This is a genomic window from Pseudomonas sp. NPDC087598, assembly GCF_044743525.1.
Taxonomy (GTDB): domain Bacteria; phylum Pseudomonadota; class Gammaproteobacteria; order Pseudomonadales; family Pseudomonadaceae; genus Aquipseudomonas.
The window spans coordinates 12,890-34,070 of the sequence record NZ_JBIUWQ010000025.1 but is presented as its reverse complement, the minus strand read 5'-3'; the positions used below and the strand labels follow the sequence as shown (position 1 = coordinate 34,070).

Below are 21,181 nucleotides of genomic sequence, written 5' to 3'. Positions count from 1 at the left end.
CTGCGGCAGCTCCTACACGGGGGAGTGGTTTAGAACGTGGTGCGCAAGCCCACCTGAATGCTCCGGCCTTGCGCCGGTGCAACGTCGCGAAGGATCGAACTGGCGTAGCGCACGGTTTGGTTGGTCAGGTTATCGGCATCGACGAAGGCCAGCCATTTGCTCTGACCGACGTCAAAGTGATAACCCACATTGGCACCCAGCGTGGTGTAGCCATCCGTGCTGCTTTCATTGGCCGGCACGCGATGCTGCGAACTGGCGTGTTCGATGTCGATCCGCGCCTGCCAACGATCCAGTTCCCACAGCAAACCGCTGTTCAAACGTAGCGGCGCGATGCGCGGCAAATCCTCACCGTTATCCAGGTTCTTCGCGCGGGTGTAATCACCCGACAACTCCAGGGCAAACTTGCCGTAGGCATTCTCGCCGAGGCTCCAGCGATCCTGGGCTTCTATGCCACTGAAGCGCGCCCGCACACCCGAGTAAGCGTATTCAGGAATGCCGCTGCCGTCCTCCTCGCCTTCGTCATTCAGCGTTCGGCCGGTACCGAGCAAGCCGATGTAGTTGGAAAAGTGGCTGTAGAACACACCGACGCTGCCCTTGTGCGTGCCGTTGTCGAAACGCAGTGCGAGGTCGCTGGAGACGGCTTTCTCTTTCGACAGCCCGGCATCGCCGACTTCATAAGTGCCGGTCGCGACATGCGCACCGTTGGCGTACAACTCATAGAACGTCGGGGCGCGCTCGGTGTAACCGAGGGTGGCGGCAACCGACCAAACCGGCGTCAACGTGTACACCGCACCGGACGACAGGCTGCCGGCGGTGAAACTGCTCGAGCGGTCGGCATTGGCGAAGCGCTCGTTGCCTTTGGCATCCGGGTCAACCGTGGTGTGCTCAAGTCGTCCGCCAAGGGTGAACAACAGTCGCTCGGTGGCTTGCAGCTCCTCAAGAATGAACAGCGCACCGGCATTCGTACCGGTCTGCGGCACAAACGCTTCTTCACCCAGCGCGGAAAACTCGTTGCGGCTGACCTGTGCGCCGATCACCCCATCGAATGGCCCCAGCGGCTGGTGCCGGGCTTCGACCCGCGCCTCATAACCCTTGTTCTTGAACGTCGTACCCACCTCACCGCCCTCGATTTCCCGATGTTGATAATCGGTGTATCCGGCATCGAGTTTGATCGAGCTGAACGGCCCGTCGAGATTGCGTATCTGCGAGGCAAAGGCGTAATGCTCTTGCTCCATGCGGATGCGCACATCATCTTCGGCGGGTGAGCCGTAGTTGGAGTCGTAATTGCTGTACGAAAGACCGGCGTAGCCGTCATCCCAAGTGTACGAACCGCCGACCGCGCCGCCGTCCTGACGACCGTCACTATTGGCCAGACGATGCTTGCGTGAATCCCCGTCATCGTTGGCGCGCTCAGCGCCGGTCTTCGCGTAACCGGGAATTTTCAGGTCATTGAATTCCCGGGCACTGGCATCCAGGTGCAAGGCGAATTCACCGTTACCCGCCTCGAGTTTGCCGGCGCTGCTGCGGGTGGTATCGGCGCCGCCGTAACGCAGTTCGCCAGCGCCATGGATGCCGTCGATGGCTTCGGTGGGAATGCGATTATCGAAGGTGTTCACCACCCCGCCGATGGCACTGCCGCCGTAAAGCAGCGCTGCCGGGCCACGGACGATTTCAATGCGTTCGACGTTGACCGGGTCCAGCGGCACCGCGTGATCGTAAGACAGCGACGAAGCATCCAGCGCGCCGACACCGTTGCGCAGGATGCGAATCCGGTCACCGTCCTGACCACGAATGATCGGGCGACTGGCCCCCGGGCCGAAATACGACGATGACACGCCGGGCTGTTTATTCAGGGTTTCACCGAGGCTGCCCTTCTGTGCCAGCGTGAGGTCATCGCCACTGAGCACTGTCGTCGGTGAGGCCAGCGTCTGGCTGCCCAAGGGATTGCCGGTAATCACTTGCGGTTGCAATTCGAGGGTGTCAGCGGCGAATACCGGTGAAGCAATCAGCAGCGCGGCTGCCAAGGGAGTCAGTCGTCGTTGCATGGGCTGGGAACGGGCAGGCATTTCAGAACTTCCGTGAGCAGAAAAGTGAACATCGCTGCGGCGTTTTTGCACAACACGCCGGCAGAAACAGAATGAAACGAATTTAATGTTATACAATAACATTCCATTCTGTCATTACGATTTTGACTTTTTGCCTGTCACCAAGCGCTCAAGGACGCGGATTTCAGCCCCGGCGTGGATACGTCAGGCCATCGCGACGGGCGCCAAAAAATCCTGAAAGACTGCGCCTATCAGCCTCCAATAGTCGGGCTATTAGCTGACTCACCCAGTCGGGTCTAGCCTTACTAGTCCGAAGTCGGCACGAGCCGGCCGTAGCAGACCTGATAAGGATCCGAACATGGCAAACGAATCGAAATGCCCGTTCAACCACGCCGCCGGTGGTGGTACGACGAACCGTGACTGGTGGCCGAATCAACTCAACCTGAAAATCCTGAGTCAGCACTCGCCCAAGTCCGATCCGTTGGGCAAGGACTTCGACTACGCCAAAGCCTTTAAAAGCCTGGATTTCCAGGCGCTGAAACAAGACCTGCGCGCCCTGATGACCGACTCCCAGGACTGGTGGCCCGCCGACTTCGGTCACTACGGCCCGCTCTTCATCCGCATGGCCTGGCACAGCGCCGGCACCTATCGCACGGCCGATGGCCGTGGCGGTGCGGGCTCGGGGCAACAACGTTTCGCCCCGCTTAATAGCTGGCCGGACAACGTCAGCCTCGACAAGGCCCGCCGTCTGCTGTGGCCGATCAAACAGAAATACGGCCGCAACATCTCATGGGCTGACCTGATTGTGCTCACCGGTAACGTCGCGCTGGAATCGATGGGCTTCAAGACTTTCGGTTTCTCCGGCGGCCGTCCCGACGTCTGGGAGCCGGACGAAGACGTGTACTGGGGCTCGGAACATGAATGGCTGGGCGGCGACAGCCGTTACGGCAAGGACAAGTCCGCCATGCAGGAGCCCGGCGACGGTACGCTTGTGGCAGAACCCGATCTGCACGGCAAAGAAGAAAGCCGCACCGACCAAGGCGAACGCAATCTGGAAAACCCGCTCGCCGCCGTACAAATGGGCCTGATTTACGTGAACCCGGAAGGCCCGGAAGGCAACCCGGACCCGGTGAAGTCGGCCCTGGATATCCGCGAAACCTTCGGCCGCATGGCCATGAACGATGAGGAAACCGTGGCACTGATTGCCGGTGGTCACGCCTTCGGCAAGACCCATGGCGCCGGCCCTGCCGACAATGTCGGCCCCGAGCCAGAAGCCGCCGGCCTTGAAGAACAAGGTCTCGGCTGGCGTAACGCCTTTGGCACCGGTAAAGGTGCCGACACCATCACCAGCGGCCTCGAAGTGACCTGGACCACCACGCCCACCCAGTGGAGCAACAACTACCTGGAAAACCTGTTCGGCTTCGAGTGGGAGTTGACCAAAAGTCCGGCCGGCGCGCATCAGTGGATACCGAAAAACGGTGCGGGTGCCGGAACTGTTCCACATGCCCATGACCCGAGCAAAAAACTCTCGCCAACCATGCTCACCTCTGACTTGGCGCTGCGTTTCGACCCGGCCTACGAGCAGATTTCGCGGCGCTTCCTCGCCAACCCGGATCAACTGGCCGACGCGTTTGCTCGCGCCTGGTACAAATTGATCCACCGCGACATGGGCCCGCTGTCTCGCTACCTTGGCCCGGAACTGCCAAGCGAAGAGCTGTTGTGGCAAGACCCGATTCCTGCTGCCACTCATCCATTGATCGACAACAACGACGCGGCCGCACTGAAAAGCAAAGTACTGGCGTCGGGACTGTCCGTGTCGCAACTGGTCTCGACTGCCTGGGCCGCGGCATCGACCTTCCGTGGTTCGGACAAACGTGGCGGCGCCAACGGTGGCCGTCTGCGTCTGGAGCCGCAAAAGTCATGGCAAGCCAACCAGCCTGAGCAATTGGCCAACGTGCTGAAAACTCTTGAAGGGATTCAGGGCGAGTTCAACGGTGGCGCCTCCGGCAAGAAAGTCTCGCTGGCGGATCTGATCGTGCTGGCGGGTAACGCCGGGGTCGAACAAGCGGCGAAAAATGCCGGACATTCGGTCAGCGTGCCGTTCACACCGGGGCGTACCGATGCTACGCAAGAGCAAACCGACGTCGATTCGTTTGGTTTCCTGGAGCCGATTGCCGATGGTTTCCGCAACTACAGCAAGGGCAAATACACCGTTTCGGCCGAAGCGCTATTGATCGACAAAGCGCAACTGCTGACCCTCACCGCGCCGGAAATGACCGTGCTGCTGGGTGGTTTGCGGGTGTTGAACACCAACGTCGGGGGCACGCGTCATGGTGTGTTCACCAGCCAGACTGAAGCGCTGACCAACGACTTCTTCACCAACCTGCTGGACATGGGCGTGGAGTGGAAGCCGACTTCCAGGGATGCGGATGAGTTCGAAGGACGTGAGCGCAAAACCGGCAATGTGAAATGGACGGCGACGCGGGTTGATCTGGTGTTTGGTTCCAATGCGCAATTAAGGGCGCTGGCCGAGGTGTATGCCAGTTCGGATGCCAAGGAGCAGTTCGTCAAGGATTTCGTGGCGGCCTGGACGAAAGTCACCAACCTCGACCGGTTTGATTTGAAGTAACGCAAAACAACTGTGGGAGCGGGCTTGCCCGCGATGACGGCAGCAGATTCAACTTCAATGTTGACTGATAGACCGCTATCGCTGGCAAGCCAGCTCCCACAGGGCTTGGTGTTAAAACACCTTAAGCCAAGCTCTTGCTCACCACCTCATACACATCACTCGACAACTGCCCCGACGCCAGAATCCGCTCCAGCTCCCCTTTCATCAACGCCTGCCGTGCGCTGTCATATTTGCGCCAGCGAGTCAGCGGCGCCAGTTGGCGCGAAGCGATCTGCGGGTTGAAGCTGTTCAGTTCGATCACCAGATCCGCGAGGAAGCGATAGCCGGAACCATCCGCCGCATGGAAGTTGATCAGGTTCTGCCCGGCAAATGCACCGATCAGCGCCCGCACCTTGTTCGGGTTCTTGATGTTGAACGCCGGGTGCTGCATCAACGCTGTCACGCGCTCCAGACCGCCGGGCAAAGTGCTGCCGGCCTGGACGCTGAACCACTGATCCATGACCAGCGGGTTGTCCTTGAAGTGCTCGGCGAAACTCGCCAACGCCAGTGCTTTCTGCTCTTCGAACGGCGAGTTGACCAACACCGCCAACGCCGTCAGGCGCTCGGTCATGTTGTCGGCCGTTTCGAATTGCTCCAGCGCCGCTGCCAGCACTTCCGGTTTACCGCTGAGCATCAGGTACGACAGCGCAATGTTCTGCAGCGCACGACGGGCGAAATGCTCGGCCTCGGCCACGTACGGAGTCTGCTTCGACAGGTCGCGGTTGGCTTGATAACGCAGCCACAGCGCTTCGAACAGATTGTCCGCCAGTTGCTTGCGGGCGAACTCGCGAGCGATATGGATGGCATCAACGTCAGCCACTTCGCTGATTTCGGTGAGGTACGCCTCACCCGGCAGCGAGAGCATTTCGGCGACCATCGCCTGATCCAGCGACTCGTCGGAGAGCACTGTTTTCAGCGCCGAAATCAGACGTGGATCGAGCACCAGGCTCTCGCCCTTCTGCTGCTGGGCGATCAGCTCCTGCAGCACCTGCACCGACAGTTGTTGACCGGCGTCCCAGCGGTTGAAGCCGTCGCTGTCGTGCTGCATCAGGAACATCAATTGATCGCGGTTATACGGGAAGCTCAGTTTCACCGGCGCCGAGAAGCCGCGCAGCAGGGAAGGCAGTGGCTGTTCTGCGACATCAACGAAAGTGAAGGTCTGCTCGGCTTCAGTCACCGAGATCACCCGAGTAGTGCCTTGCGCCGAGGTTTCATCGGCCAGACGCAGGGCAATTTCGTTGCCCTTGCTGTCGAGCAGGCCGAGTTCGACCGGGATCACGAACGGCAGTTTCTCCACTTTGTCCGGGGTTTCCGGGCAGCTCTGGCGGAAGGTCAGGCTGTAGGTTTTCGCCGCGGCGTCGTAAGACTCGCTCACCGCCAGACGCGGTGTACCGGCCTGGCTGTACCAGCGTTTGAACTGGGTCAGGTCGACACCATTGGCATCTTCCATGGCCTTGATGAAGTCGTCGCAGGTCACGGCTTGACCGTCGTGGCGTTCGAAGTACAGATCGCTGCCCTTACGGAAGCCTTCGGCGCCGAGCAAGGTGTGGATCATGCCGACCACTTCCGAGCCCTTTTCGTACACGGTGAGGGTGTAGAAGTTGGAAATCTCGATGAAGCTGTCCGGGCGCACCGCGTGAGCCATCGGGCCGGCATCTTCGGCGAACTGGTGGGTACGCAGGTACGCCACGTCCTGAATGCGCTTGACCGTGGCCGAGTTCATGTCCGAAGAGAAACCGGCGTCGCGGAACACCGTGAAGCCTTCCTTCAGCGACAGCTGGAACCAGTCGCGGCAGGTCACGCGGTTGCCCGACCAGTTGTGGAAGTATTCGTGGGCGACGATCGCCTCGACGCGCTGATGCGCGGCGTCGGTGGCAGTTTCGGCGCGGGCCAGTACGGCGCTGGAGTTGAAGATGTTAAGACCCTTGTTCTCCATCGCGCCCATGTTGAAGTCGTTGACGGCGACGATCATGAAGATGTCCAGATCGTACTCGCGACCGTAAACCTCTTCGTCCCAGCGCATCGATTTCTTCAGGCTGTTCATCGCGTGCTGGCACTTGTCGATGTTTTCCGGCTCGACGTAGATGCGCAGCGCGACGTTGCGATGGGTCATGGTGGTGAAGGTGTCTTCAACGCACCACAAATCGCCGGCCACCAGCGCGAACAGGTACGCCGGTTTCATGAACGGGTCTTCCCACGTTGCCCAGTGCCGGCCGTCTTCGCCCGGACCCGAAGCAATCGGGTTGCCGTTGGAGAGCAACACCGGATAGCTGTGCTGTTCGGCGACCACGGTGGTGGTGAACTTGCTCATCACGTCCGGGCGGTCGAGGTAATAGGTGATCTTGCGGAAACCTTCGGCCTCGCATTGGGTGCAGAACATCGTGCCGGATTTGTACAGGCCTTCCAGAGCGGTGTTGGTTTCCGGGTGAATCCTGACGCTGGTGTCGATCGTGAAGGTTGCGCTGACCGGTTGCAGGGTCAGATGGTTCTCGGACAACTGATAGTCGCCCTCTGCCAGTTCTTTATCGGCAAGGGTCACCGAGAGCAGTTCCAACTGTTGGCCATCCAGCACCAGCGGCGGCAGGCCAGCGCCCCGTGCCGGGTTGCGGCGCATCACCAGTTGCGCGTGGACCAGGCTGTGGTCCTCGAACAACTCGAAGGTCAGGTGTGTTTCGTCAATCAGGTACTCGGGCGCCTGATAGTCCTTCAGGTAAATCATCTTCGGTTGTTCGGTGCGCATGCTGGAGTCCTTATTGATGCACGGCGAGCTGGTAAGCCGTGTATTTACGAATGTTGATCACGCCGGTGTCGAAGATCAGGTACTGGCCCTTGATCCCCAGCAGCGTGCCTTCGGCAATCGGGTTCTTGTCCAGGTTGAAGCTGACGATTTTGGCCGGGTATTGCTCGACCGGATAGCGGATTTCGAGAGGTTCTACATCGGCAATCGTCTGAATCGCTTGTAGGCCGAATCGCTCTTGCAAGCCTTGCAGGCCTTCGGCGCAGCTTTCAAACAACTGATCGCGCACCTGCGCCAGATCCACCGCCACGGCATCGCCCTTGAGCAGTGCACGCCAGTTGGTCTTGTCGGCCACCTGACTGCGGAACAAATCTTCAACGAAGCCCGACTGCTGCCGCGTCGAGACGCGCATGATCGGCAACGCCTGACTCGCGCCCTGATCGAGCCAACGGGTCGGCAACTGAGTAGCACGAGTGATGCCAACCTTGATGCCCGACGAGTTGGCCAGGTAAACCACGTGATCGGTCATGCAGAACTGCTCGCCCCACACCGGATCGCGGCAGGTGCCAGCGTCATAGTGGCAGCGCTCCGGGCTCATGATGCAGATATCGCACTGGGCCAGTTTGGTCATGCACGGGTAGCAGTAACCCTGGCTGAAACTGGTTTTGGTCTTGCGCCCGCAATGGGTGCAGTGGATCGCCCCCAGGTATTCCAGACGCACCGTCGTACCGATCAACGGGTTGACCGGCACCTCGACGTCATCCAGACGAAACGCGTATTGCACATTCGGCCCGTCCAGGCGCGCCGACATTTTGCTGATTGCACCGCGGCCAATCTCGATCAATGGATGGCATCCGACTTGAACAGGATGTTCGGCACTTCGATCGACTTCGACGCACATTCTTGCGGGCCCATGTAACCGGTGCGCTGTTCTTCAGGCAGGTTCTGCATTTCCCAGGCGATCATCGCCTGCAACGACAGCTCGCGCTGTTCGGCGGTGAGCTTGCCACCGTCGGACCACTTACCGATCTCCACGGCCAGTTTCAGGCTCTCGTAGATGTCCGGGGTGATGTTTTTGATCATTTCGACAAAAGACGACATGGTTGAACACTCTCCAATAAATGTCGCTAGTTTAACGGCGCTGAAGCGGCAAGACACTGCCGGGCATCAGGTCAGCGAGCGGGTCGACGGGCGCAACGCCCGACGCCCTAGAACTCCCTTGAAAGTTTTACCTGGGTCAGTTCCTTTTCCAGCGCACGCCGGAAAATCTGCGGAGCCGTGAAGGTATAAAGTGCAAACGCCAGCCACACCCAGTCAATAACCTCGGCAGCGCCGGGGTAGCCCTGTGCGGTGAGGGTGATCACGGTAACGCGATACACCACAAACATCGCCAGCAACAAGATGATCGCGCCCGTAGTGCTGCGCTCGGTCATCCAGCTGTTGAACCGCCACCAGAAACCCATGAACACGTTGCTGCGCGCCTTGACAGCGGTCAGCAGGCTCAGTGCCGAGACATTGCTGGCGTTTTCCTGCAAGGCCCAGATCGCGTGTTCGCGCGCACCGTTGATATCGCCCTGACGCAGCAGCAAACGACCGAGCACCACCACAGCCCCGGTATGCCCGGGATCGGCCTGAAGTGCCTGACGGGCAAAGCTTTCAGCCTGCTGCCAGTGGCCACAGGCCTGATGATATTCCGCCATCGCCACCAGATTGGCCGGATCATCCGGTTGCAGTTCCAGCGCCTTGTCGAGCAGCGGCTGGCTCTGGCTCAAGCGACCGGTGAGTTGAAACAGATCGGCGAGACTGCGGTAATAACGCGGCTCCGTGGGTTCCATGTCGAGCAGTTGCAACAGGTGCTGTTCGGCACTCTTGAATTGCCGCGACGCCATGTCGATATGCGCGGCGGCGTAATGCGCCAACGGCAGCGCCGGGTCCATCGCCAACGCCATCGAGGCTTCGTGGCGCCCGGCATGCAGACGCCGCATGTTCATCAGGCACAACGCCAGCAATGCGTGCGCTTCAGCACATTCCGGGTCATCGGCCAGCAACTGTCGCAGGCTGTCGATGGCGCCGTCGTTGTGCCCCGATTGCAGTCGCTGATAAGCCACTTGCAGCAGATAGGAGGTATTCATCAGCTCACCACCAGATACCAAAGGGTCGCCGGCACCAGCGTGACCACGATCCCTTTGAGCAAGAAGGCGCCTGCGAGCGCGACCAGCGGCGCGAAACGATTGAGCACGCCGCCATAGTATTGATACAGCTCGATGGTCGAGTTCTGCAGGGTGTACAGCACGTAACCGACGCTCAGTTTCCACACCACCAGTACCAGCAAGGCGTACTGGATCTGTGCCTGAGTGCTCAGGTAGCCGTTCTTCAACAAGCTGATCAAGGCCAGACCAATGATCACGCTGCCCACGGCACCCACGCCGACCCAGATCCACTCACGCTTGCGCGTTGGGCTGCCCACGGCAATCGAGTTGAGCACGAACCACGGCAACCCCAGCCACAGCCCGCCCATCATCAGCGCCAGCAATGGCCAGAACGGCGACACGGCAAACCGCGCCAGGCCACCCGGACGCGGTTCGTCTTCAATGCGGTAAATATTCTGGGTGCCCATCAGCGTCCCTTGCCATGTTTGTCGAGGAAGGCCAGCACTTCATCGTACTGATTGCCTTCATTGGCATAACGCGCGTAGTTGCGCGCGGTGGTCAGCCATTCCAGCGTCGTCGCACGCACTTCTTTCAAGGCCTGCTTGAAGTGACGGTCGCAGATCGGCTGCTCGGCACCTTCACTGATCGATTCTTCGATCGCTTCATCGGCGGCGGTTTCCACCAACTCGCTCAGGTCGGCGCCAGAGAATCCCGAGGTGTGTTTGGCGAGGAAGGCGAAATCGATATCAGCCGCCACCGGACGGCCCTTGACCATCAGTTGCAGCATGTTTTCGCGAGCGGCACGATCCGGTGGCGGCACAAACAGCACGCGGTCGAAGCGGCCAGGGCGCCGGAACGCCGAATCCACCGACCACGGCACGTTGGTCGCCGCCAGGATCAGCACGCCATGATTGTCGTGGGTGAAACCATCCATTTCCGAGAGAAACTGGCTGACCAGTTTCGACGACGTCGACTCGCGGGTATTGGAGCGTTTGCCACCCAGCGCCTCCACTTCATCGAAGAACATCACCGCTGGCGCCTGCGCCCTCGCCTGCTCGAACAGGGCGTGCAACTTGCGCTCGGACTCGCCGATGTACATGTCCAGCACGTCGGAAATAGCCACGTTGAAAAACTTCGCCTTGCACTCGCCGGCCGTTGCCCGCGCCAGCAAGGTTTTGCCGCAGCCGGGCGGGCCGTACAGCAGCACACCGCCGCCGACGCGCTTGCGAAAGCGTTCGAACAGCCCGGGCTTCTGGTACGGCAGGATGATTTTTTTATGGATGGTCTTCTTCAGATCGTCCAGACCACCGATGTCGTTGAAAGTCACGGTTTCGGTGTCCGGCACCAACAGTCGGCGGACTTCGGTCTGATCGGTGTCGTCGTTGGAGATCACACGCAGCTTCGGCCGCCCTTCGCCAGCGGCGAACTCCACTACCGACACGTTCAACCGGCGCCACAGCGCCATGTCTTCCAGTGCCGGATTGGCACTGATGGCGGCGCGATATTCGACCAGCGCTTCCTTGAGACGATCAAGATCAGCCAGTGCACGTGCACGCAGCAGTTGCAGATTGGCGCCCTCACCGCTCGCCAGGCTCAAGGCTTTTTCAGCCTGCCCGGCGCCAAGGTACAACTGCGCGGCGATCGGCTTCAGGGCCTCGGCGTCCGGCAGCTGGTGCAGGTCGGCGGGAAGCATTTTGAGGCCGCGCTCGCTGTCACCACGCTCAAGGCAGGCCTTGAGCACCAGCGTCAGCAACGCGACGTTTCCCGGCGAGGCCAGCAGCGCGGCCTCCAGTTGATCCAGCGTCGTGTCATCCATGGTGAATCCTTGTGACAGCCAGTTGCGGATTAAAATTACAGAATGAGCAGGCCGCCCTCATTGCAGCACCTCCGGCCGCTCGACATCGACCCAGACAAATTTATGCGGATCCAGGCGGGTTTCCTGATCCAGACGATAAGCAACGAGTTTGCCGTAGAGCACTGCGCTGTAATCCAGGCAGGCGAGGTTCGGCCGGATCGGTGCCGGTTTGCCGCTGCGCCAGTAGTGGCCGACGAACAGCAACGGCTCGTCGACGCCGTAGCGCAGCAGCGAGTTCTTCTCAGTTGAAGTCAGCGGGGTTTGCGCCACCGGTTCCGGCAGTGCATCGGGCTGGAAGACGATATCGCCGTAGGTTTTCGGGTCGTCTTCCCAGAACTTGGTGCGAAAGAACGAACGCACCAGACCGTCACCGCTGGTCATGGTCTGGCCATCGGGCAGGCGCATGTCGGTACCGCGCAACAAACGGTCGAACACGGTGCAGGCAAAACTGCCGGGCACTGCCGAGGACTGCAGGAAATGCTCGTCGACGCAGCCATTCGGGAACAGTGCGCGCAATGGCTCGATCAGCCCGGCATCCCAGCAGGCGTGCACCACGCGGAAACGCCCGGCATCGACAAACAGCGGCAGTTGATAGAACCAACGCTGGAAATCATGCCAGTCGCCGGGATGGCCTTCGAACTGGGTCAGGGTTTCGTTGAGCAGACGCGCATGACGCGGAGTGTGCTCACGGACGAATTGCTTGCCGCTGCCCGGTGGCGCCGGAGTGCTCCAGCCGAGCGCGTTGAATTCGTGGTTGCCCATGATGCACAAGGCCTGACCGGCCTCGACCATGTCGTGGACGATGTGCAGCGCCTCGCGAATTCGCGGGCCACGGTCGATGATGTCGCCGACGAACACGGCCATGCGTGAAGGATGCCGCCAGACTCCGCCGTGCTTGTGATAACCGAGTCGGTCAAGCAAGTGTTCGAGGGTCAGGGCGCATCCGTGCACGTCACCGACCAAGTCATAACTGCGCGCGGGATCGAGCATCAGTCGCCTCCACCACCCAACTTGCTGCCCCAGCCAAGCTTGGTCCGGCAGACTTCGTAGTAATTGTGGTCAAGCGGATGAATCAGCCGCAGCTTCTGGGCTTTCTTGCTGACGGTGATAGTGTCGCCTGGCGCGCAGGTGAAATGGTTCTGCCCGTCGCAGGAGACCTGCGGGTAAATCTGCATGTTTTTCGACACGACGATTTTCAGCTCACTGTTGCCATCGACCACAATTGGCCGGCTCGACAACATATGGGGATACATCGGCACGATCACAATGGCATCGAGCTTGGGATGCATGATCGGCCCGCCCGCCGACAGCGCGTACGCAGTGGAGCCGGTCGGCGTGGCAACGATCAGGCCGTCGGCCTTCTGGCTGCAGACAAACTGACCGTCGATGTACAGCTCGAATTCGATCATCCGGGTCGACTTGCCAGGGTGCAGCACCACGTCGTTGAGCGCATCGCCTTGGCCGATGGCCTCGGCATGGCGGCGGACTTCGGCTTGCAGCAGGAAGCGGTTTTCCACCAGGTAATGGCCGTCGAGCACCTTGGCCACTTCGACTTCCAGCTCATCCGGACGAATGTCGGTGAGAAAACCGAGACTGCCACGGTTGATGCCGAGCACCGGAATATTGTGTTTGGCCAACGCCCGGGCCGCACCGAGCAGGCTGCCGTCACCACCGACGACGATGACCATGTCGCAGACTTCACCGAGCATTTTGCGCGACGAGGTTTGCAGGCCGTGGCCCGGCAAGACTTCAGCGATGGTGTCTTCGAGGATCACATGCAGGTGACGATCAAGCAGAAAGCGCTTCAATCGGCGGACGGTATCCAGCACCTGGGAACTGCCCAGGCGACCGATGATGCCGATATTACGAAATTGCTCCATGGGACCTCTGCGGACAATCGAAAACGCGAAAAACCCGATTATGGGCGAAAGCCGCCGTTAGACAAAATCCTTTCAGCCTCAAGGATGGCCTCGTGTTTAAGGCTATGCTCGCAAGATGATCCTATTTCCCGACCTGCTCTCGTTACCCCACCAGTTACGCCATCCCGAAGTGCGTGATCTGGCGTGGGTCATCCTCGCCCCGCCAATGCTCGCCACCACCCCGTGGCCACAGCGCCATCCGCTGGCGGGCAGCGACTGGGTGAATGATCCCGAGCGACTGGAACAATGGCTGCGTGGGCTCGACCGTGACAGTTATGGCCTGCTGCACTGGTTATCGCAGGCGCGCACCCGGCGTCTGGGCCTGTATTACGAACGTCTGTGGCAATTTGCCGTGGAGCACGCGCCAGGGATCGAACTGATTGCGGCGAACCTGCCGATCCGCCGCGAGGGCCATACCCTCGGTGAACTGGACATGCTGCTGCGTGACCGCGACGGCGTGCATCACCTGGAACTGGCGATCAAACTCTACCTCGGCCCGCAGAACGGCGACGGCCACGATCCAGCGCAATGGCTAGGCCCGGGCTGCCATGATCGACTGGACCGCAAACTGGCGCACCTGGCCGAGCATCAACTGCCAATTTCGGCGCGCCCGGAAAGTCGCGAAGTGCTGGCGGCGCTGGATATCGAGGTGTTCAGTGCGCAGTTGTGGCTTGGCGGTTACTTGTTATACCCGTGGCCCGGGCAGGCTGAATCACCGAACGGTGCACACCCGCAGCATTTGCGCGGCAGTTGGTTGCATCAGAAGGATTGGTCGGCGTTTGTCGCGCAACGCCCCGCCGGCCGCTGGCAACCCCTGCCCCGCCATGCCTGGCTCGCGCCCGCGCACTACCCGGCGGATCAGACCTGGAGAAATGAGCATTTGCAGATGTGGCTGGAGGCACTGGAGCCCTTGGCGCCGGCGCAGCTTATGGTGCGATTGACCGAGAATGCCCAAGGCGAATGGGAAGAGGCCGAGCGGCTATTCCTCGTTTCCGATCTCTGGCCGAATGTACCGGGCCAGGCCTGATATTTTATTTTGCCAATACCGGCCTATTCACGAGCAGGCTCGCTCCCACAAGGTATCGAGTACATCCGATGGAAATGGGTTGGCTGACAGCCCCCCATCGCTGGCAAGCCAGCTCCCACAAAAAGCCAATACACCCCAAACGCGGCGCATGCCGCCCCACTCAACACAATGAGCGTTAGCTCGAGTACCGTTCTTGATCTTCACCACTCAACACAATGAGCGTTAGCTCGAGTACCGTTCTTGATCTGGAAGGCCCGTCGGAAGGCTGAGTGGAGGGATTGATCCGGGGGTGGGAGCGCAGCGACCGTTTGGCGCAGCCAAATGCATCGAGAGGAGGTGCAGCGCAGCAAACCGTAGGCGATGCGCCCGGATCAATCGCGTAGCGAAGGAACCCGAGCCCCAGCGAGGGCCGCACGTCAGGGCAAAGACCTTTGCTTACTTTGGGGCATTTGCCAAAGTAAGTCGCCGCCAGGCGAAAGCTTTAAAGAGACAACCGCAAAGCCAAAGCCGCCAACGTCACCAACAACACCGGCACCGTCAACACCACCCCGACCCTGAAGTAATACCCCCAGCCAATGTGAATCCCCTTGCGCTCCAGCACATGCAGCCAAAGCAACGTCGCCAGACTGCCAATCGGCGTAATCTTCGGCCCCAGATCACTGCCAATCACGTTGGCATAGATCATCGCCTCCTTGATCACCCCGCTCGCCTGACTGGCATCAATCGACAGCAAACCAATCAACACCGTCGGCAAGTTATTCATGATCGACGACAACAGCGCCGTCAGTACCCCGGTCCCGAGCGCCGCGCCCCACACGCCATGCCCGGCAAAAACATCCAGCCATCCCGCCAGATACCCGGTCAGCCCGGCATTGCGCAGGCCATAGACCACCAGATACATACCCAACGAGAAAATCACGATCTGCCACGGTGCTTCTTTCATCACCTTGCGCGTGGAAATCTTGTGCCCACGGGCGGCGATCCCCAGCAACAACGCCGCGCACACGGCCGAAATCGCGCTGATTGGAATACCCAGCGGCTCCAGCGCAAAACAGCCAATCAACAAAATCGCCAACACCGCCCAACCGGCATAGAACGTGGCTTTGTCGTGAATCGCAGTCTCGGGGTGTTCGAGCTGTTCAGGATCGTAGGACTGCGGAATATCGCGACGAAAAAACCACAACAGCATGCCCAGCGTCGCCGCAACACTGACGAAGTTGACCGGCACCATCACCGCCGCATAGCGATTGAAGCCGATATGGAAGAAATCCGCCGAGACGATGTTGACCAGATTCGACACCACCAGCGGCAAGCTCGCCGTATCCGCGATAAACCCTGCACCCATGACAAAGGCCAACGTCGCCGCCGGCGAGAAACGCAGTGCCAGCAGCATCGAAATCACGATCGGCGTGAGGATCAACGCCGCGCCGTCATTGGCGAACAGCGCCGAGACCAATGCCCCGAGCAGCACCATGAAAGCAAACAACTTGCGCCCACTGCCGCGCCCCCAGCGCGCCACGTGCAGCGCCGCCCAGTTAAAAAACCCGGCCTCGTCGAGCAACAGGCTGATGATGATCAGCGCGACGAAGGTGCCGGTGGCGTTCCAGATGATCTGCCACACCAGCGGGATGTCGCTGAGGTGCACGACGCCGAAGATCAGCGCCAGCACGGCGCCCAAGGTCGCACTCCAGCCGACGCCGAGGCCTTTGGGTTGCCAGATCACGAGGGTAATGGTCAGCAGGAAAATCAGTGACGCAGCCAGCATCCGCAACAGCCTTGTTCAATAGAAAATTTCGGGAAGTGGAGCAAACCTGTGGCGAGGGAGCTTGCTCCCGCTGGGGTGCGAAGCGACCCTCTGTATTCTTTCAGGCATACCGAATACTCAGGTTTTGTGACTGCTTCGCAGCCAAGCGGGAGCAAGCTCCCTCGCCACAGGGTCTTTCATTCAGGCTGATTATTTTTTGTGTTGTTCTACAAATTGCCCATAAGCATCGATGAATTTTTGCAGAAAAGGTTTCACCGTCTCGCTCAATTTGCCTGCTTCATCAAACGCCGAACCCGCCCCACCCAGATACGCTTCCGGCTGCTGCATGCACGGCACATCAAGAAACACAAACGACTGGCGTAAATGCTGATTAGCGCCAAAACCACCGATGGCACCCGGCGAAACACTGATCACCGCGCCCGGCTTGCCGCTCCAGACACTCTTGCCATACGGACGCGAACCGACGTCGATGGCATTCTTCAACGGTGCAGGCACGGAACGGTTGTACTCGGGGGTGACAAACAGCACCGCGTCGGATGAAGCCACTTTTTGCCTGAAAGTGCTGTAGGCTGCCGGCGGTGAATCGCCGTCGATGTCTTCGTTATAGAGTGGCAGATCACCAATTTCGACAATCTCAAGCTTGATGTTCGAAGGGGCCAGCTCTGCCAGTGCCAGAGCGACCTTGCGATTGATCGAAGCTTTGCGCAGGCTACCGACCACTACAGCGACGTTGTAGACATTGCTCATGGAAGACTCTCGATGGTCCGTGGGAGGAGCCACTAGTTATAGATGATCCGGTGACGATTCCACCAGCAGACAAGGGAAATTCCCCTGTGCTGATTATTTTTTTTCTGTAGGAAAACTTACAGGCCTTGATGACGGTCTACCAAGCCGCAAATCAAGCGTTTTATCTCCAGAGGTTCTAAGCAGATGGCAGCAGTACTCGTCGGTCAGTTCCATGCAAGAGATGCGGAAGGCCGCGTTTATTCCGTGCATGAGTTCCAGGAATCCACTCCGTCGCCAGACGGTCTCACCGGCATGGAGCCCGTCACCACCTACAAGCTGGCCATTGGCGATCGCGTAGAGAAACTCGACGGACTTGAATTCAAGCTCGTGCAATCGGGCGTTATTCTGACCCGCGAAGTAGAACTTCCTGTCGCCCAATAACTCACCGTTATGAGCAGAAGTCATATGCGCAGACTTGGGGTAGGATTCAGCCTGACCCCACCTGCTGAACATGGACTTCACGCATGCGTTTACGTCATATCGAAGTGATTCAGGCGCTCTTGCAGACCGGTCACCTCGGCACCGCCGCCGAATGGCTGCAATTGCCGGTGGCCGAGGTCGAAGAGCGTTTGCGCGAAGCCGAGAGTCAGTTGGGGTTCATGCTGTTCGCCAGCGTTCGCGGACGTCTGCAATCGACCCCCGAGGCACGAGCGCTGCAAGTCGAAATCGCTCACGTCTATGCAGCGCTGGAGCCGGTACAACGCTTGGCCGGCAGCCTCAAGCAATACCTCGCCCCGCCCGTACGCATCATCGGCACACCGCCGCTGGCTCAGCAATTACTGCCACAAAGTCTCGCCGCCCTGCGCCGACGCTTGCCCGACGCACCGTGCACACTCATGAGTGCATCGACTCGCGATATCGTCCGCAACCTGTTATTGCGCGACAGCGATCTTGGCCTGAGCCTGCACGACCCTGAACATCCCGATATCAACTGCCAGCCACTGGCTCAGGGCAAGCTGCAATTACTTGCGCCCCACGGCTGGCTGCAACCGAAGCAGAAATACATTTCCCTGCAGGATCTGGCCGGACAAGCGATGATCGGCCTCGAAGGCCAGGATCCACTGAGCCCGGCGCTGGAAAACAAACTCCAGGCGCTGCGCCCGGCGCCGAGCATCCAGACCCGAGTGCAAACCCATCAGATGATGCGCAGCATGGTCGAGGCCGGTGAAGGCCTGGCCATCGTCGATCCGTTCACCGCCCTCGGCGCCCGTACCTCGGGCCTCGATGTGTGCCCGTTGTCACCGGCCGTGCCGATCAGTGTCTACGCGCTGACCTACAAGCACGCACCCACCCCCGCCGCCATTCACACCCTGCTGGCGATCCTCACGGAACAAGCCGAGGCGATGCTGTCGAGCTGACCGGGTGCTCCAGCGGGTTATCGAACAATCGATACCAGAACAGCGCCACTTCGGCGGTGTTCGGGTCAATCCCCCGATAGCGCAACTGGTCGACACCACCGATCACGTAGCCGCACCGTTCATACAACCGGCAGGCACCGAGGTTATTGTTCTGGGTTTCCAGCATGATCCCCGGCAGCTTCTTCTTGCGGCTCCAGAACTGCGCGACATCGAGCAACGCCTTGGCTACACCGTGGCGACGCGCCGGCGCATGCACGGCGAGTTCATCGATATGGGCAAAGCCGTTCCAGTTGGTGCTGATCACCAGATGACCGACCGGCTCGTCATCGAGGTACGCCATGAAAATCGCGCTGTCGGCAGCATTGTGGAAACTGCTGAATTCCTCGGGATCAATGCCGTAGCACTTGCGATACGGCACGATTGGCGTCACCAACCATTGCTCAACGGGCTTGCCAATCACGGCGGCACCATAAGCGGCGACTTCAAAACTGAAGTCACTGCCCCAGATATAAGGCGCAAAGCCTTCATCGGCGACACGTACTGACAGCCCTGGGTATTTCGGATTCATGACCGGTTGCATACTGGGAAAAGTCCTCATTCCTTGACGCAATCGACGGTGTAGTGCCGTCCATTGCCTTCGTCTTCGTGTTGCAGTCCATGCACATCGGCGACAAAACCGGGAAAGCTGCTATCGAACGTGCGGGCAAATTTCAGGTAATCGATGATCGAGCGGGTCGATTCGGTAAAGCGCTCACCGGGCATGATCAACGGGATACCCGGCGGATACGGCACCAGCATCACCGCTGCAATTCTGCCTTCCAGCTCGTCAATCGGTACTGCCTCGACTTCACCGCGCACCAGATGATCGTAGGCGTGGGCTGGTTTCATGGCGATTTCCGGCAGTACGGTGTACATGCGTTTCAGATGTTTAGCGGTGGCGTTGCTGCGATAGCAAGCGTGCAATTGATCGCACAGATCGCGCAGGCCCATGCCGCGATAACGCGCGGTGTCTTCCTGCGCGACACACGGCAGGCACGTGGCCAGACTGACGTTGGCGTCGTAACTGCGCTTGAACTCCAGCAACTCGGTGAGCAGCGTGCTCCATTTGCCTTTGGTGATGCCCATGGAGAACAACACCAGAAACGAATACAACCCGGTTTTCTCCACCACCAGCCCGCGCTCCCAGAGGAACTTGCTGACCACCGCCGCCGGGATGCCCTTCTCGCTCAACGCGCCGCCGGCATTCAACCCCGGCATCACCAACGTCACCTTGATCGGATCGAGCAGTACGTAATCGTCACAGACCTCACCGAAACCGTGCCATTCGGCGTCCGGCTGCAGCAGCCAGTCTTCGGTTTTCACCCGCTCGATGCCTTCAACCCCCGGCGGTTGCCAGATCGAAAACCACCAGTCATCGGCCGCGATGTGCTGACGCAGATTGGCCAGCGCACGACGGAAACTCAGGGCTTCGTCAAAGGTTTCCTGCAACAGCGAGCGCCCGGCCGGACCTTCCATCATCGCCGAAGCGACATCCAGCGAGGCGATGATGCTGTACTGCGGCGACGTCGAGATGTGCATCATGAACGCTTCATTGAATCGATCCCGATCCAGCTGTCGCGCACCGCCGTCCTGCACATGAATCATCGAGGCCTGACTGAACGCGGCGAGCAGTTTGTGCGTGGAATGGGTGGTGAACACCAGCGGGCTGTCTTCGCTGCGTGAAGTGGCCATGCCGTAGCGCCCGGCGAAGAATTCGTGAAACGCCGCATAGGCGTACCAGGCTTCGTCGAAGTGCAGCACCTCGACGCTGTTTCCGAGGTGCTGCTTGATCAGCTCGGCGTTATAGCAGAGCCCGTCGTAGGTCGAGTTGGTCACTACCGCAAGCTTCACTTTCGGTGCGCGGCCCTTGGTCAACGGACTGGCGTCGATCTTGGCCTGGATCGATTCACGGCTGAATTCGCTCAGCGGAATCGGGCCGATGATCCCCAGCTCATTGCGCTCCGGGCACAGGTACAGCGGAATCGCGCCGGTCATGATGATCGCGTGCAACACCGACTTGTGGCAGTTGCGATCGACCAGCACCAGATCGTCGCGAGCAACCATGGAGTGCCAGACGATCTTGTTGGCGGTCGAGGTGCCATTGATCACAAAAAAGGTGTGATCGGCGCCGAAATTGCGCGCCGCCCGCGCCTCAGCCTCCGCAAGCGGACCGGTGTGATCGAGCAACGAACCCAGTTCCGGCACCGAGACCGACAAGTCCGAACGCAGCGTGTTTTCGCCAAAGAACTGATGGAACGCCTGCCCCACCGGACTCTTGTGATACGCCACGCCGCCGCCATGGCCGGGGGTGTGCCAGGAATAATTGGAGTCGGCGGTGTGCTGCACCAACGCCTTGAAAAACGGTGGTAGCAGACCGTCCAAATACTTGCGCGCCGCCCGCGCCACTTGCCGAGCAAGAAACGGCACGGTGTCTTCGAACAGGTAAAGAATGCCGCGCAGCTGATTGAGTTCGGCCATGGCATCGGCCGGAGCATTTTCCAGAGTGACCTGTTCGCCCAAGGCAAAGATCGGCAGATCCGGTGCGCGCACCCGCGCCAGACCGATCAGTTCGGCCATGTTCTGCAACAGATGCGAGTTCGTGCTGGCGTCCTCGGCGGCAATCAGCATGCACGCGAGGCCATGATGGGTCGAAGCCACCAGACGCCCTTCGGTGTAGTCGGTGGCCGAAACGATACTGAAACCTTCCTGCTCCAACTCCCGGGCGATGCCACGGATACGGTCACCAGCGACCGTGTCGGCCTTGATGTCGCGATGGACGATCAACACCGGAAACTTCAAATCTTTGTACATGGGGCTCAGTGTCCTGAGGCG

General features: G+C 59.8%; 17 protein-coding genes. 4 read left to right on the top strand and 13 right to left on the bottom strand.

Features of this window, described 5'->3' with window-relative positions; translation table 11 throughout:
- Nucleotides 1-29: 29 nt before the first annotated feature.
- Nucleotides 30-2,066 carry a TonB-dependent receptor gene (locus ACIOWE_RS15590; RefSeq protein ID WP_401392937.1) on the bottom strand — a complete coding sequence of 679 codons (2,037 nt, stop codon included), beginning with the start codon at nt 2,064-2,066 and terminating at the stop codon, nt 30-32.
- A gap of 337 nt (nt 2,067-2,403) precedes the next feature.
- Between ACIOWE_RS15590 and katG the strand changes: the two genes are divergently transcribed.
- Nucleotides 2,404-4,674 carry a catalase/peroxidase HPI gene (gene katG / locus ACIOWE_RS15585; RefSeq protein WP_401392934.1) on the top strand — a complete coding sequence of 757 codons (2,271 nt, stop codon included), beginning with the start codon at nt 2,404-2,406 and terminating at the stop codon, nt 4,672-4,674.
- A 121-nt stretch (nt 4,675-4,795) separates the two neighbouring features.
- Here katG and pepN read toward each other — a convergent pair whose 3' ends face one another.
- From pepN to ACIOWE_RS15545, 8 genes are all read right to left on the bottom strand, one after another.
- Complete coding sequence (pepN, locus tag ACIOWE_RS15580) at nt 4,796-7,453, bottom strand: aminopeptidase N (protein ID WP_401392931.1); 2,658 nt, start codon at nt 7,451-7,453, stop codon at nt 4,796-4,798.
- Nucleotides 7,454-7,463: 10 nt separating this feature from the next.
- Entirely contained in the window at nt 7,464-8,294 is an 831-nt protein-coding gene (locus ACIOWE_RS15575; RefSeq protein ID WP_201237933.1) for a DUF2797 domain-containing protein, read from the bottom strand.
- Nucleotides 8,291-8,551 (bottom strand): YeaC family protein, encoded by a 261-nt coding sequence (locus ACIOWE_RS15570; protein ID WP_401392928.1) that lies wholly within the window; start codon nt 8,549-8,551, stop codon nt 8,291-8,293. Before ACIOWE_RS15570 ends, ACIOWE_RS15575 begins: the two co-directional genes overlap by 4 nt.
- A 107-nt stretch (nt 8,552-8,658) precedes the next feature.
- A complete protein-coding gene (locus ACIOWE_RS15565; RefSeq protein ID WP_401392925.1) occupies nt 8,659-9,582 on the bottom strand; it encodes a tetratricopeptide repeat protein in 924 nt (307 codons plus the stop codon).
- Nucleotides 9,582-10,067, bottom strand: coding sequence for a hypothetical protein (locus ACIOWE_RS15560; protein ID WP_401392922.1), 486 nt, complete (start codon nt 10,065-10,067; stop codon nt 9,582-9,584). Before ACIOWE_RS15560 ends, ACIOWE_RS15565 begins: the two co-directional genes overlap by 1 nt.
- Entirely contained in the window at nt 10,067-11,416 is a 1,350-nt protein-coding gene (locus tag ACIOWE_RS15555; protein ID WP_401392919.1) for an AAA family ATPase, read from the bottom strand. Before ACIOWE_RS15555 ends, ACIOWE_RS15560 begins: the two co-directional genes overlap by 1 nt.
- Nucleotides 11,417-11,473: 57 nt before the next feature.
- Nucleotides 11,474-12,445, bottom strand: coding sequence for a metallophosphoesterase (locus ACIOWE_RS15550; RefSeq protein WP_401392916.1), 972 nt, complete (start codon nt 12,443-12,445; stop codon nt 11,474-11,476).
- Complete coding sequence (locus ACIOWE_RS15545; protein WP_003224174.1) at nt 12,445-13,335, bottom strand: NAD(+) kinase; 891 nt, start codon at nt 13,333-13,335, stop codon at nt 12,445-12,447. Before ACIOWE_RS15545 ends, ACIOWE_RS15550 begins: the two co-directional genes overlap by 1 nt.
- Nucleotides 13,336-13,450: 115 nt before the next feature.
- On the opposite strand from ACIOWE_RS15545, the gene ACIOWE_RS15540 reads away from it, so the two are divergent.
- Nucleotides 13,451-14,401 carry a DUF1853 family protein gene (locus ACIOWE_RS15540; RefSeq protein WP_401392913.1) on the top strand — a complete coding sequence of 317 codons (951 nt, stop codon included), beginning with the start codon at nt 13,451-13,453 and terminating at the stop codon, nt 14,399-14,401.
- 481 nt (nt 14,402-14,882) lie between these two features.
- On the opposite strand, the gene ACIOWE_RS15535 is transcribed toward ACIOWE_RS15540, so the two are convergent.
- Together ACIOWE_RS15535 and ACIOWE_RS15530 are read right to left on the bottom strand one after the other, a co-directional pair.
- Entirely contained in the window at nt 14,883-16,166 is a 1,284-nt protein-coding gene (locus tag ACIOWE_RS15535) for an arsenic transporter (RefSeq protein ID WP_401392910.1), read from the bottom strand.
- Between the two features lie 189 nt (nt 16,167-16,355).
- A complete protein-coding gene (locus ACIOWE_RS15530; RefSeq protein ID WP_401392907.1) occupies nt 16,356-16,913 on the bottom strand; it encodes an NADPH-dependent FMN reductase in 558 nt (185 codons plus the stop codon).
- 183 nt (nt 16,914-17,096) lie between these two features.
- On the opposite strand from ACIOWE_RS15530, the gene ACIOWE_RS15525 reads away from it, so the two are divergent.
- A complete protein-coding gene (locus ACIOWE_RS15525) occupies nt 17,097-17,333 on the top strand; it encodes a hypothetical protein (protein WP_401392904.1) in 237 nt (78 codons plus the stop codon).
- An 83-nt stretch (nt 17,334-17,416) separates the two neighbouring features.
- On the top strand, nt 17,417-18,310 hold the full coding sequence (locus tag ACIOWE_RS15520) for a LysR family transcriptional regulator (protein ID WP_401392901.1): 894 nt from the start codon (nt 17,417-17,419) through the stop codon (nt 18,308-18,310).
- On the opposite strand, the gene ACIOWE_RS15515 is transcribed toward ACIOWE_RS15520, so the two are convergent.
- Entirely contained in the window at nt 18,276-18,890 is a 615-nt protein-coding gene (locus ACIOWE_RS15515; protein ID WP_201237921.1) for a GNAT family N-acetyltransferase, read from the bottom strand. The two genes, ACIOWE_RS15520 and ACIOWE_RS15515, sit on opposite strands and share 35 nt — an antisense overlap.
- A 14-nt stretch (nt 18,891-18,904) precedes the next feature.
- On the bottom strand, nt 18,905-21,160 hold the full coding sequence (locus tag ACIOWE_RS15510) for an Orn/Lys/Arg decarboxylase N-terminal domain-containing protein (protein ID WP_401392898.1): 2,256 nt from the start codon (nt 21,158-21,160) through the stop codon (nt 18,905-18,907).
- Nucleotides 21,161-21,181 lie beyond the last annotated feature (21 nt).